The organism is Chitinophaga chungangae, from assembly GCF_017742215.1.
GTDB classification, from domain to species: Bacteria; Bacteroidota; Bacteroidia; order Chitinophagales; family Chitinophagaceae; genus Chitinophaga; species Chitinophaga chungangae.
Map to the genome: position 1 here is coordinate 569470 of NZ_JAGHKP010000003.1, position 12754 is coordinate 582223.

Genomic DNA, 12754 nt, shown 5'->3' on the forward strand with positions numbered 1-12754 from the left:
CCGGATACTTGTTATTGATATTATAAACCTGATTATGCCTCATTATCACACATTAGGGCAAATTCCGCATAAGCGGCATACGCAATTCCGTAAGCCGGACGGCAAATTATATTCGGAACAGCTTTTTTCGACGGAAGGTTTTTCCTCGCATTATTCCCTGCTGTACCATTGCCATCCGCCCACCGGGATCATCAAAGTGGACGAACCTTACAGCGCCGCGCCGTCCATAGCGGAAGAAAAAATGCTGAAACACCGCAGCTTCCAGGGCTTCAGCATCCAGCCGGAAACGGATTTTCTTAAAAGCCGCAAACCCGTGCTGGTCAACAACGACTGCCATATTTCACTGGCAGCGCCGCAACACAGCACCAAAGATTATTTCTATAAAAACGCCGATGCCGACGAACTGCTGTTCATTCACGAAGGCAGCGGCATCCTGCGCACGCAATACGGGCAGCTGCCCTTTGGTTACGGCGATTATATCGTAATTCCGCGCGGCACCATTTACCAGGTCGAGTTTTCCAATGCGGGCAACCGCCTGTTTATCGTGGAATCGTTCAGCCCGCTGCGTTTCCCGAAAAGATATCTCAGTCCTTATGGCCAGCTGCTCGAAAATTCGCCCTTCTGCGAACGAGATATCCGCCAGCCGCAGAACCTCGAAACCATCGACCAGGCGGGCGATTTCGTGATACTGGTGAAAAAGAAAGGCGTGATGTACCCGATCCATTACGGGCATCATCCTTTCGACGTGATCGGCTGGGACGGCTGCGAGTACCCGTTCGCGTTGTCTGTCCACGACTTCGAACCCATCACCGGGCGTGTGCATCAGCCGCCGCCGGTGCATCAGACCTTCGAAGGGCACAACTTTGTGGTATGTTCCTTCTGCCCGCGTTTGTTCGATTACCATCCGCTGGCCGTGCCCGCGCCTTACAATCACAGCAATATAGACAGCGACGAAGTGCTGTATTATGTAGACGGTGATTTTATGAGCCGCAAACACGTTACCCGCGGCATGATCACGCTTCACCCCGCCGGTATCCCGCACGGGCCGCACCCGGGCGCGGTGGAAAAAAGCCTCGGCGCGAAGGAAACCAAAGAGCTCGCGGTAATGGTAGACACGTTCCACCCGCTGCAGATCACCAACAACGCGCTGGGCATCGAGGATAAACAATATGTGATGAGCTGGGCAGAATAATTTTCCGGTATTACTTTTAGGGAAAATTTATAAGCATGGAATACAGACAACTCGGAGAAAGCAATCTGAAAGTATCGGCCATCACCTTCGGCGCATGGGCTATCGGCGGCTGGATGTGGGGCGGCACGGAAAGGAAGGACGCGAAAGAGGCCATCAGGGCTTCTGTTGACCTCGGCGTTACTTCCATCGACACCGCGCCCATTTACGGGCAGGGCACCAGCGAAGAGATCGTAGGCGAAGCGCTGGAAGGCATTCAGCGCGATAAAGTGCAGCTCCTGACCAAATTCGGCATGACCTGGGAAGGGACCAAAGGCACCTTTATTTCTAACAGCACCGACAACAACGGGAAAGCCATCGACATTTACAGGTACGCCGGCAAAGAAAGCGTGATCCGCGAATGTGAAGACAGCCTCCGCCGCATGAAAACGGATTACATCGACCTTTACCAGATCCACTGGCCCGACGTAACAACGCCCATCGAAGAAACGTTCGAAGCCGTGCTGCGCCTGCAGGAACAGGGAAAGATCATCGCGGCGGGCGTATGCAACTACAGCGTGGAGCAGATGAAACAGGCGGACGCCGTGATCAAACTCGCTTCCAGCCAGGTGCCGTACAGCATGGTGGAACGCACGATCGAAAAAGAACTGGTGCCTTACTGCATCGAAAATAAAAAAGGCATACTGGCCTATAGCCCGCTGCAGCGCGGTATTCTCAGCGGAAAGATCAAGCCAGATCACCAGTTCGAGGCAGGCGACCACCGGCCCACGACGAAGTTCTACCAGCCGGACAATATCGCGCGCATCAACGCATTCCTCAGCCTCATCAAACCGCTGGCGGAAAGTAAAAACGTTACGCTGGCGCAGCTGGTCATCCGCTGGACCATCGACAGGCCGGGCATTACCGTGGCGCTCGTTGGCGCGAGGAACGCCGCGCAGGCCATTCAGAACGCCAAAGCGATCGATATCAAACTGGCGCCGGAAGAGATCGATTTCATCAACAAACATCTGAACGCATTAACATTAGTATAATCAGAATAATCAAAAAACAACCATCATTACCAAAACAATCTTTTTATGAACAGTGCAGCAGTAAAACCAACACCAGCGCAGGACGAACAGGATTTTCTCCCGCTGCTCGGTACGGATTACGTGGAGTTTTACGTGGGCAATGCCAAACAGGCCGCGCACTTTTACAAAACCGCTTTCGGCTTCCAGTCCCTGGCTTACGCCGGCCCTGAAACCGGCGTGAAAGACCGCGCATCGTACGTGCTGGTGCAGAACAAACTCCGTTTTGTGCTCACCACGCCGATGCGGCCAGGAAACGATATTGCCAGGCATGTAGACGATCACGGCGATGGCGTAAAAGTGCTCGCCATTTGGGTAGACGATGCGCGCAAAACCTTTGAAGAGACCGTAAAGAGAGGCGCAAATCCTTACCTGGAGCCGGTTGTGGAGAAAGACGAATTCGGCGAAGTAGTGCGCAGCGGCATTTACACCTACGGGGAAACCGTGCACATTTTCGTGGAAAGGAAAAATTACAACGGTCCCTTCCTGCCGGGCTACAAAACATGGGAAAGCAAATACAATCCCACCAGCACAGGCCTGCAGTATGTAGATCATTGCGTGGGGAATGTAGGCTGGAACGAAATGAACACCTGGGTGGACTTTTACAGCCGCACCATGGGTTTTCACAACCTCGTGTCTTTCGACGATAAAGACATTTCCACCGAATATTCCGCCCTCATGAGCAAGGTGATGAGCAACGGCAACGGCCGCATCAAATTCCCGATCAACGAGCCGGCGGAAGGCAAGAAAAAATCGCAGATCGAGGAATACCTTGATTTCTACGGCGGGCCCGGCGTGCAGCACATCGCCATCGCCACGAACGACATCGTGCATACCGTAGGCGAACTGCAGCACCGCGGCATCGAATTTCTGACCGTGCCGGCTTCCTATTACGAAGACCTCTCCGCAAGGGTAGGGGACATAGACGAAGACATTGCGCCGCTACGCGACCTCGGCATTCTTGTAGACCGAGACGAGGAAGGATATCTTTTGCAGATATTCACCAAACCGCTGCAGGACAAGCCGACGCTTTTCTTCGAGATCATCCAGCGCAAAGGCGCTAAATCTTTCGGGAAAGGCAACTTTAAGGCCCTGTTCGAATCGATCGAAAGAGAACAGGCGCTGAGGGGCAACCTCTAAATTTTTTTCGCTCAGGTTACAACAAAATCAATTCGGCCCCCGCCGCTCCGATGTATGTCGGGGCGGTTTTTTATTGTTGGTATACGCGGATGTAATCTACCTGCAGCTGCGCCGGAATATGCGCATCGGGTATTGCTTCGCCGCCCTGGCCGAGCGCGAGGTTCACCAGCAAAAAGAAATTTTCGCGGAAAGGATTGTTGCCTTTTTTGTGATTGATGGTTTGGGCGAGGTCCTGCGAATTGATCACTTTCCCGTCGAGCAGGATGTCCATTTTATTTTCGTTCCATTCCAGCGCCCATTCGTGGAAACTTTCCGCCCATTTTTCGCCGCCCCAGGGCGCTACGGGAAATTTGCCGGTGTTCCATTCCACTTTGTTGTTGCCTTCCCAGCACCAGTTCGCCAGCAGGTCGCCGCGGTAAAACTCCATGATGTCTACTTCGCCGCAGGCAGGCCACCCGCCCGCGCCGCGATCGGCGCCCAGCATCCAGAAAGCGGGCCACATGCCTTTGCGCACGTCTATCTTCGCCCGCATTTCCACGCGGCCGTATTTAAAATCGAATTTGCCTTTGGTGATGAGGCAGGCGGACGTGTATTCCGCGTATTCGCGGTTGCGCTGCCAGGCGCTGCTCGAAGGATCGTAGTTCGTGTTCTTCACCTTTTCCCTCCGCGCTTCTATCACCAGCAGCCCGTTGCGGCATATGGCGTTTTGCGGCTGGTACCATTGCGGCTCGCGGTTGCGCACGAACCCTTTTTCGTAATCCCATTTGGTAGGATCGGGCGCGCCGTCGGTATTAAATTCGTCGTTCCAGACCATTTTATAACCCGCGGTACCGGCGGGCAGGTGGGAAGATGCGGCCATCAGGGCGATCAGGAAGGTTGGGAGCAGCATGCAGGTTTGTTTTAGGGTAGACAAAATAATAAAAATCCCGGAAGGCTGTTTATAAGCAAAATATGCGTTTTTACGGCAGTTTTATTGAAGTTTTACCATATTTAACCCCCTTTTACCCACTAAATCTTTATATTTGACGTTAATATTTATGAGTTTAAGAGATCTGTTCGGATATTTATTCATCCTGGCCGGTTTGCTGCAATTATTGACGGCTTACCTGATTTTCGCGGGCCAACGGCATTACGCGCTGCGCTTCGCCAACCGGAAGGTCGGATCAATAATATATGTTATTTTTGCATTTGTACTGTTCTACCTGGCGTATTATTTCCTGGTATGAATTTGGAAAGTTATAAGAATATGAAGCGTTTAATTATCGGTATTTTATCCCTTCTGGGCGCTATGAATGTTCACGCACAGCAATCTTTCCTGGAGAACCAGAAGATGTTCCCGCGGGTTGGAGAAGCTTTCCGTGAAAAAGAACTTGCCCTCAAACAGGAATTTGCCAAAAAAGGCATTGCTTACCCGGCTAAACAGATGTTTATCCGCTCCTTTAAGCTGGACAGTGAGCTGGAGATCTGGGTACGCAACAATGTGGCGGACACCTTCACCCTGCTCAAAACCTACCGCGTATGCTCCCTTTCCGGTAAAATGGGGCCGAAACGCAAGGAAGGCGACCGCCAGGTGCCGGAAGGATTTTATTACATCAACGATTTCAATCCGAACAGCAGTTTTCATTTGTCACTGGGCCTCAACTATCCCAATTTCTCCGACAAGATCCTCAGCGATCAGAAAAAACCGGGCGGCGACATTTATATTCATGGCAACTGCCTGACCATCGGTTGTATCCCTTTAACGGACGAGTTTATCGAAGAAGTATATATAATGGCCGTACACGCCAAGAACAACGGGCAGGATTTTATTCCCGTGCACGTGTTCCCGGTGCGTTTCGGCAACTCCAGGTCTATGGATTACCTCGGCAGCGTTTCCCTGACAGACAACGATTCGCAGAAATTCTGGATCAACCTGAAAGCCGCTTACGATTACTTTGAGAAATACCGCAAATTGCCGGTAGTACTGGTAAACAGCCAGGGCAAATACGTGTATACCAACCCGCAGCAGGCGCCTTCCCTGGCACAGAGCAACGGGACGAAAACAGCCAACGGCAACTGATCGTCAAATATCATTTGAAAAGGGCGTTACTCCGGTAACGCCTTTTTTTTGATGGTATATTGGCCGGCTGCAACCCCGCTGACCCTACTTTGCGTCTCTTCTACACTTTATTTTGCCGATACCCCGATTTTATTTGAAAATCTCAGTATTTTTTCGAAACTTACCATGAAGGTCAAATCAATTTACTAATATGAACAGAAGAGATGCCATCAGGAATGTCGCGATCCTTATGGGAACCGCGCTTTCCGCTTCCACGTTAGCGGCTTTGGAGGGATGTAAATCCAAGCCCGCTACTTATACGTTACAAACGCCGGAAACCAAGGCCCTTTTGGCCGAAATAGCCGAAACCATCATCCCGGAAACCACTACCCCCGGTGCGAAAGCAGCCGGCGTACAGGATTTCATCCAGGTTATGATCAACGACTGCTACGACGAAAAAGCGCAGAAAGTGTTTGAAGCCGGGCTGAACAAGCTCAATGCAGACAGCAAAAGCAAATTCTCCGGGAAAGATTTCATGGAGATCACGCCGGAACAGCGCACCGAACTGCTGACGGCGATCGACAAAGAGCGGTTGGATTATAACAAGAGCAAAAAGAAAGACGATCCGACCCATTACTTCCAGTATATGAAGGAGTTGACCCTGCTGGGTTATTTCACTTCCGAGCCGGGCGCTACCAAAGCGCTGCGCTACATCGCGGTGCCGGGCAGGTACGAAGGCTGCGTGCCTTACAAAAAAGGCGACAAAGCCTGGGCATAACCCATTTCTCTGAACTACTAAACACCAACTCGACATGAACCTGAACATAAAAGCGCATGACCAGAACACGTATGACGCCATCGTAATCGGATCGGGCGTGAGCGGCGGATGGGCTGCCAAAGAACTGACTGAAAAAGGGCTCAAAGTATTGCTGCTCGATCGCGGTAAAAACCTCGAGCACGGCAAATATCCCACCGCCACCAAAGATCCCTGGGAATTTGAGCACCGCGGCCGCATCACGGAAGAACAGCGCAAGACGCATGAAAAGCTCAGCCGCGACTATCCCTACAGCGAGCACAACGAATCTTACTGGATCAACGATAGCGAAAGTCCTTATAAAGAAGACAAACGTTTCGACTGGTACCGCCCTGATATCGTAGGCGGCAAATCCATCATGTGGGGCCGCCAGAGCTACCGCTGGAGCGACCTCGACTTCGAAGCGAACCTGAAAGACGGCATCGCCGTAGACTGGCCGATCCGTTATAAAGACATCAAACCCTGGTACGAATACGTAGAGAAATTCGTCGGCATCAGCGGCCAGGCCGAAAACCTGCCCCAGCTGCCGGACAGCATCTTTATGCCGGCCATGGAAATGAACTGCGTGGAGAAAGATGTGAAAAAACGGGTGGAAGACGCGTTCAAAAGCCGTACGATCACCATTGGCCGCGTGGCCAACATCACGCAGGACCTGCCGGGCCGTACCAAATGCCAGTTCAGGAACCTGTGCAGCAGGGGATGCCCCTTCGGCGCTTATTTCAGCACGCAGTCTTCCACGCTGCCCGCTGCCATGGCTACCGGCAACCTCACGCTGCGCCCGGATTCCATCGTGAACAGCATTGTATACGACGAAGGTAAAAAGAAAGCCACCGGCGTTCGCGTGATCGACAAACACACGAAAGAAATGATCGAATACCATGCGAAGATCATCTTCGTGAACGGTTCCACCCTCGGTTCCACTTTCGTGCTGATGAACTCCATCAGCAACCGCTTCCCCAATGGTTTGGGCAACGACAGCGGCGTGCTCGGCAAATACCTGATGGACCACCATTTCCGTACCGGCGCCTCCGGCGTTGCGGAAGGATATGAAGATAAATACTTCTACGGCCGCCGTGCCAACGGGCTGTATGTTCCCCGTTACCGCAACATCGGTTCCGACAAACGCGATTACCTGCGCGGTTTCGGTTACCAGGGCGGCGCAAGCCGCAGCGGCTGGAGCCGCGGCATCGCGGAAATGGGCGTGGGCAAAGACTTCAAGGAAATGCTTACCGAGCCCGGACAATGGACCATGGGCCTTGGCGGTTTCGGCGAATGCCTGCCTTATGAAGACAACTACGTTGCGCTGGACAACAGCCAGAAAGATGCATGGGGCCAGCCGGTGCTGCGCTTCAATGCGGAGTTCAAAGAAAACGAAGCGAAAATGCGTAAGGACATGATGAACGATGCGGCAGAAATGCTGGAAGCAGCGGGCATCAAAGACGTAAAAACTTACGACCGTGGTTCCTGGCCCGGTATGGCCATCCACGAGATGGGCACCGCGCGTATGGGCCGTGATCCAAAAACGTCTATCCTCAACGGTTTCAACCAGGTGCATTCCGTACCGAACGTATTCGTGACGGATGGCGCGGCCATGACGTCCGCATCCTGCGTGAATCCTTCGCTTACCTATATGGCGCTGACTGCAAGGGCGGCAGACCATGCGGTGAAAGAACTGAAGAAAGGCAATATCTGATCCCCGTAAGATCGGTATATATTTTTACAGAAGAGCCGCCACCAAGTGCGGCTCTTCCTGCTTGCAACATGCATAACTGATAAGTGAACAATTAAATCCACGCTACATGAATCTGAACATCAAGGCGGAGAAGGAACATACCTACGACGCCATCGTGGTTGGCTCCGGCATCAGCGGGGGCTGGGCCGCGAAAGAGCTTTGCGAAAAAGGGCTCAAAACTATCGTGCTCGAGCGAGGCCGCAACGTGGAGCACGTGAAAGATTACACCACCGCCAACTGGAACCCATGGGATTACAAATACCGCGGCTGGCATTCCCCCGAAATGAAAGAAAATCACCCCATTCAAAGCCGCTGTTACGCCTTCGACGAAGCCACGCAGCACTTCTGGGTGAACGATAAAGAAAATCCGTATAACGAGATCAAACCGTTCAACTGGCTGCGCGGTTACCACGTTGGCGGCCGCTCGCTCATGTGGGGGCGGCAGGTGTACCGCTGGAGCGACATCGATTTTGAAGCCAATGCAAAAGACGGTCATGGTACAGACTGGCCTATCCGTTACAAAGACATCGCGCCCTGGTACAGTTATGTGGAGAAGTTCGCCGGCATCAGCGGCCAGGCCGAAGGTTTGCCGCAATTGCCTGACGGCGAGTTCCTGCCGCCGATGGAAATGAACTGTCTGGAAAAACACGTAGCAGCAAGGATCAAAGAAAATTATAAGGACCGCATCATGACCATCGGCCGCGTGGCGCACGTCACCCAAGCGCACAATGGCCGCGGCCCCTGCCAGTACCGCGACCTCTGCGCCCGCGGATGCCCTTTCTCCGGCTATTTCAGCAGCAACGGCGTAACGCTGCCCGCCGCGGAAAAAACCGGTAATCTCACGCTGCGGCCATATTCCATCGTGCTCGAAGTGATCTACGACGAAAACACGCAAAAAGCCAAAGGCGTGCGCATCATGGACGCCGAAACCAAAGAAGTGATGGAGTATTTCGCGAAGATCATTTTCGTCAACGCTTCCACTTTAGGCACCACAGCCATTTTGCTCAACTCCGTGTCCAACCGTTTCCCCACCGGGCTCGGCAACGACAGCGACCAGGTAGGCCGCAACCTGATGGACCATCATTTCGGCGTAGGCGCCGGCGGATCGTTCGACGGGTTTAAAGATCAATACGTATACGGCCGCCGTGCGAACGGCATTTATATCCCGCGTTTCCGCAATGTGAGCGAGGCCACCAAACGCAACGATTATGTGCGCGGTTACGGCTACCAGGGCGGCGCTTCGCGCGGCCGCGCCAATCCATGGGAAGGCATCGGCGTTGAGCTGAAAGAAGGCCAGACCGAAGCCGGTGATTGGGGCATGTGGATCGGCGCCTGGGGCGAGCATTTGCCGTACCAGGACAATACCGTCCGCCTCAACAAAGAGAAAAAAGACATGTACGGCCTGCCCACGCTCGACATCGACTGCAGCTTCCGTGAAAATGAAATGGCGATGCGGAAAGACATGCTGGAAAGCGCGAAGGAAATGCTCGAAGCGGCCGGCCTGAAAAACGTTGGCGGGAACGACGATATGCCGCCTCCCGGCCATTGCATACACGAAATGGGCACGGCGCGCATGGGCCGCGATCCGAAAACCAGCGTGCTGAACGGTTTCAACCAGATGCACGCCGTGAAGAACGTGTTCATCTCAGACGGCGCGTGCATGGCCTCTTCCGCCTGCCAGAACCCATCCATCACGTACATGGCGCTCACGGCGCGCGCGGCGGACCATGCGGTGAGCGAGCTGAAGAAAAATAATATCTGATAAAACAATGGATAACGAAAGCCGCCCGGGGGACTGCCTCCGGCGGTTTTGTTTTGGCGGTCACCAGCCGAAATCCTATCTTTATTCAGACCCTGACAACCCTGCTTATGCCGATACAAAAACAAAAACTTGCGGAAGCCGAAAACATTGCCTCAAAATTGTTTGAAGCCGTAGTGGAACGCGGCCTGATCGTGCCCGGAAAATCCGAGAAAATCCTTAATAGCGAAGTATTCCAGCTGGCTGAAGAATTGTTCGGCATCAAAAAATACTGGCATAAACGGATCGTGCGCGCGGGTGAAAATACCTTGTTGCCTTACGACGAAAACCCACCCGACCTGGTTTTGCAGCCGGACGATATTCTGTTTTTCGATTTCGGGCCAATCGTGGAAGATTGGGAGGCGGATTTCGGGAGAACGTACGTGATCGGCAACGATCCGCTCAAACACAAACTCTGCAACGATATCGGAACCGCATGGCAGGAAGCGAAGGAATGGTTTCACCGGCATTCGTCTTTAACCGGCGCGGCGTACTTCGAATATGTGGCGGGTCTTGCCGCGAAATACGGCTGGGAATTCGGCGGTGAAATAGCGGGCCACTTGGTAGGGGAGTTTCCCCACGAGCGCCTGGAACCGGGTAATTACGGCCTATATGTGCATCCCGGGAACCCCAACGATATGTTCCTTCCGGATGCGAACGGGAACCCGCGCAATTGGATACTGGAAATTCATTTTGTGGACAGGAAAAGGAAGATCGGCGGTTTCTTCGAGCAGTTGCTTACCTGAGCTTAAAACATACAACTATGCATAAGATCGTATTCCTTACCCTGGTCCTGGCGCTGCTGCTGCCGGGAATTTTACTTGCACAAAAAACAGAGGTGGTTTACCTGGATGCGAAAGACAGCACCGCGAATATGTACGTCGCCGTTATCCCCGAAAGCCAACCGAAGGCGTTCCTGTTTCTGCTGGACGGTTTCGGCGCATCCCCCGGGGGCGTGCTGCGGGAGACGGAGATCCCCCTGCAGGCGGCCAGCCAGGGCATCATCACCATCATCCCCCTTCTGAAAACCGGGGCTTTGTATTTCGGTACGGACGATGCCTAGCAGCAATCGTTAAACGAACAGATCGCGCACGTGATAAAACGGTATCACCTGGAAGGAAAAGATTTTTATATCGGCGGGTTTTCCATCGGCGGCGCCTGCGCGGTAAAATATGCGGAACTGGCCGCAGAGAACGATGCGATGGTAAAACCCAAAGCAGTGTTTGGCATAGATCCGCCGCTCGACTGGGAAAGGTTTTACAACTCGGCCAAACGAGTGGTCCGCATTTCGGCGCCGGGGCAGGTGAACCCTGAAGTGACCTATATGATCGGGCGGATCGAAAAGGAAATGAAAGGAACGCCGCAAACCGCGCTGGAAAATTTCCACAACAATTCACCCTATTCATTTTCGGATTCCACGCAACGCGCCGTAAAAACGCTGGTAGACACGCCGCTGATGCTGATCAACGAGCCGGACATTCAATGGTGGATGGCGCAAAGAGGATATGATTATTCTTATCTCAACATGCCCGATCACGCGGCGATGATCAACGAACTGCAGCGTCTCGGAAATAAGAATGCCCAGCTGGTAACCACGACAGACAAAGGTTACCGGATGCCTGGCCATACAAAACACCCGCATTCGTGGAGTATCGCCGAGCCGGCGGCATTGATCGGCTGGCTGCTTCAGCCAAAGCTGTAACCGCCCGGCACGCCGCTTTTCGACAATACCACCTGCCACAACTGGTTGCTGCGCGAACGGAATGCGCCCGCGCAGGACAGCAGGTAATATTTCCACATCCTGAAGAAAGTCGCGTCGTATTTGCCTTTCAATCGTTCCCAGTTGGCAGTGATGTTATCGTACCAGGCCATCAGCGTTTTGTCGTAATCCACGCTGAAATTTTCCCAGTGCTCCATCACGAACAGCCCTTCGATGGCCTCGCCGATCTGTTTGATGGACGGGATCAGCGAATGAGGGAAGATGTATTTGCTGATCCAGGGATCGGTGAGGGTAGACGTGCGGTTGGAACCGATAGTATGCAGCAGGAACAGCCCGTCTTCCTTCAGGTTCTGATGCGCCATTTTCATATACGTGCGGTAGTTTTTATAACCGACGTGCTCGAACATGCCGATAGACACCACCGCGTCGAACTGCTCATGCAAGGATCGGTAATCCATGATGCGGATATCCACCGGCAGCCCGTTGCATAACTGCCGCCCCAGTTCCGCCTGTTCTTTCGAAATGGTGATGCCGGTTACCTTCACGCCGTAATTTTCCGCGGCGAACTTCGCGAAGCTGCCCCATCCGCAACCGATGTCCAGCACATGCATGCCGGGCCGGAGCCTGAGCTTGCGGCAGGTGAGGTCGAGTTTGTTCTCCTGCGCTTCGTTGAGCGTGCGCGCGTTGTTCCAGAAGCCGCAGGTGTAGGTCATGCGTTTGTCCAGCATCAGCACGAACAGGTCGTTGCCGATATCGTAATGCCGGCTGCCGTTGCGGAAAGCGGCGGCGGGCTGCTGGCGGTTGAAGAGATGCGAAAGCATCACGTCCATCTTCAGTTTGATCCCGGGTTTGATCTGGTGTTCGAGGTCGCTGCGCAGGATGCGGGTGATGAACTCGTCTGGCTTCGGGCTTTCCCACCACTGCGACATATACGCCTCCCCAAGTCCCAGCGAGCCTTCGGTCAATGTTTTGCGGTAGAAGCCCTCATGGAGCACCTGTATGTCCCATGCCTCGTTTCCGTTCACCGTAACGCCGGCGGTGGAGAGCAGCCGGGTCAGGATGTTTTTGAACATTTCTTTTCCCATAAATAAGAGTTAACAGCAGGTATCAATGCAAAAATACGTATTCCACGGGAATGAAATGAAGTTACGCGGGTAAGTAAATACGGCTGCCAAAAGCGGCGCATTCATTACTACATTGAGTAGTAAAATCCAGCACGGCCATTGGTAACTTTACGGATATGAAAACCTCCCGCG

13 protein-coding genes are annotated in these 12754 nt (G+C 53.2%); 11 read left to right on the forward strand and 2 right to left on the reverse strand.

Annotation, left to right across the window (positions count from 1 at the left end; all coding sequences use genetic code 11):
* Window positions 1–34: 34 nt before the first annotated feature.
* From J7I43_RS16690 to hppD, 3 genes are read left to right on the forward strand one after another with little or no spacing between them, the layout of a single operon-like run.
* Entirely contained in the window at window positions 35–1192 is a 1158-nt protein-coding gene (locus tag J7I43_RS16690) for a homogentisate 1,2-dioxygenase (RefSeq protein WP_209146990.1), read from the forward strand.
* A 35-nt stretch (window positions 1193–1227) separates the two neighbouring features.
* Window positions 1228–2220 carry an aldo/keto reductase gene (locus J7I43_RS16695; RefSeq protein WP_209146991.1) on the forward strand — a complete coding sequence of 331 codons (993 nt, stop codon included), beginning with the start codon at window positions 1228–1230 and terminating at the stop codon, window positions 2218–2220.
* A 45-nt stretch (window positions 2221–2265) separates the two neighbouring features.
* Window positions 2266–3396 (forward strand): 4-hydroxyphenylpyruvate dioxygenase, encoded by a 1131-nt coding sequence (gene hppD / locus J7I43_RS16700; RefSeq protein WP_209146992.1) that lies wholly within the window; start codon window positions 2266–2268, stop codon window positions 3394–3396.
* 70 nt (window positions 3397–3466) lie between these two features.
* Here the strand turns inward: hppD and J7I43_RS16705 are convergent, their stop codons facing one another.
* Window positions 3467–4285, reverse strand: a complete 819-nt coding sequence (locus tag J7I43_RS16705) for a glycoside hydrolase family 16 protein (protein WP_209146993.1) — start codon at window positions 4283–4285, stop codon at window positions 3467–3469.
* 148 nt (window positions 4286–4433) lie between these two features.
* Here J7I43_RS16705 and J7I43_RS16710 point away from each other — a divergent pair, with 148 nt between their 5' ends.
* The 8 genes from J7I43_RS16710 (at window position 4434) to J7I43_RS16745 (ending at window position 11480) form a co-directional block, all read left to right on the forward strand.
* Window positions 4434–4622 carry a hypothetical protein gene (locus J7I43_RS16710; RefSeq protein WP_209146994.1) on the forward strand — a complete coding sequence of 63 codons (189 nt, stop codon included), beginning with the start codon at window positions 4434–4436 and terminating at the stop codon, window positions 4620–4622.
* 20 nt (window positions 4623–4642) lie between these two features.
* Complete coding sequence (locus J7I43_RS16715) at window positions 4643–5455, forward strand: L,D-transpeptidase family protein (RefSeq protein ID WP_209146995.1); 813 nt, start codon at window positions 4643–4645, stop codon at window positions 5453–5455.
* 190 nt (window positions 5456–5645) lie between these two features.
* Window positions 5646–6212: a gluconate 2-dehydrogenase subunit 3 family protein gene (locus J7I43_RS16720; protein WP_209146996.1), complete on the forward strand. Its 567-nt coding sequence runs from the start codon at window positions 5646–5648 to the stop codon at window positions 6210–6212.
* Between the two features lie 34 nt (window positions 6213–6246).
* Window positions 6247–7941, forward strand: coding sequence for a GMC oxidoreductase (locus tag J7I43_RS16725; RefSeq protein ID WP_209146997.1), 1695 nt, complete (start codon window positions 6247–6249; stop codon window positions 7939–7941).
* A gap of 106 nt (window positions 7942–8047) precedes the next feature.
* A complete protein-coding gene (locus J7I43_RS16730; RefSeq protein ID WP_209146998.1) occupies window positions 8048–9742 on the forward strand; it encodes a GMC oxidoreductase in 1695 nt (564 codons plus the stop codon).
* Window positions 9743–9849: 107 nt separating this feature from the next.
* Window positions 9850–10524, forward strand: coding sequence for a M24 family metallopeptidase (locus tag J7I43_RS16735; RefSeq protein WP_209146999.1), 675 nt, complete (start codon window positions 9850–9852; stop codon window positions 10522–10524).
* Window positions 10525–10541: 17 nt separating this feature from the next.
* Window positions 10542–10841 carry a hypothetical protein gene (locus J7I43_RS16740; protein WP_209147000.1) on the forward strand — a complete coding sequence of 100 codons (300 nt, stop codon included), beginning with the start codon at window positions 10542–10544 and terminating at the stop codon, window positions 10839–10841.
* A gap of 30 nt (window positions 10842–10871) precedes the next feature.
* Window positions 10872–11480, forward strand: a complete 609-nt coding sequence (locus tag J7I43_RS16745; protein WP_209147001.1) for a hypothetical protein — start codon at window positions 10872–10874, stop codon at window positions 11478–11480.
* Here the strand turns inward: J7I43_RS16745 and cfa are convergent.
* The gene (cfa, locus tag J7I43_RS16750; protein WP_209147002.1) at window positions 11465–12583 is read right to left on the reverse strand and encodes a cyclopropane fatty acyl phospholipid synthase; all 1119 of its coding nucleotides are present in this window, start codon (window positions 12581–12583) and stop codon (window positions 11465–11467) included. The genes J7I43_RS16745 and cfa overlap by 16 nt on opposite strands.
* Between the last annotated feature and the right edge of the window lie 171 nt (window positions 12584–12754).

Bases quoted from the DNA above. Each gene is read 5' to 3' on its own strand.
- J7I43_RS16690 (WP_209146990.1), top strand. From the start codon at position 35: ATGCCTCATTATCACACATTAGGGCAAATTCCGCATAAGCGGCATACG.
- J7I43_RS16695 (WP_209146991.1), top strand. From the start codon at position 1,228: ATGGAATACAGACAACTCGGAGAAAGCAATCTGAAAGTATCGGCCATC.
- hppD (WP_209146992.1), top strand. From the start codon at position 2,266: ATGAACAGTGCAGCAGTAAAACCAACACCAGCGCAGGACGAACAGGAT.
- J7I43_RS16705 (WP_209146993.1), bottom strand. From the start codon at position 4,285: ATGCTGCTCCCAACCTTCCTGATCGCCCTGATGGCCGCATCTTCCCAC.
- J7I43_RS16710 (WP_209146994.1), top strand. From the start codon at position 4,434: ATGAGTTTAAGAGATCTGTTCGGATATTTATTCATCCTGGCCGGTTTG.
- J7I43_RS16715 (WP_209146995.1), top strand. From the start codon at position 4,643: ATGAAGCGTTTAATTATCGGTATTTTATCCCTTCTGGGCGCTATGAAT.
- J7I43_RS16720 (WP_209146996.1), top strand. From the start codon at position 5,646: ATGAACAGAAGAGATGCCATCAGGAATGTCGCGATCCTTATGGGAACC.
- J7I43_RS16725 (WP_209146997.1), top strand. From the start codon at position 6,247: ATGAACCTGAACATAAAAGCGCATGACCAGAACACGTATGACGCCATC.
- J7I43_RS16730 (WP_209146998.1), top strand. From the start codon at position 8,048: ATGAATCTGAACATCAAGGCGGAGAAGGAACATACCTACGACGCCATC.
- J7I43_RS16735 (WP_209146999.1), top strand. From the start codon at position 9,850: ATGCCGATACAAAAACAAAAACTTGCGGAAGCCGAAAACATTGCCTCA.
- J7I43_RS16740 (WP_209147000.1), top strand. From the start codon at position 10,542: ATGCATAAGATCGTATTCCTTACCCTGGTCCTGGCGCTGCTGCTGCCG.
- cfa (WP_209147002.1), bottom strand. From the start codon at position 12,583: ATGGGAAAAGAAATGTTCAAAAACATCCTGACCCGGCTGCTCTCCACC.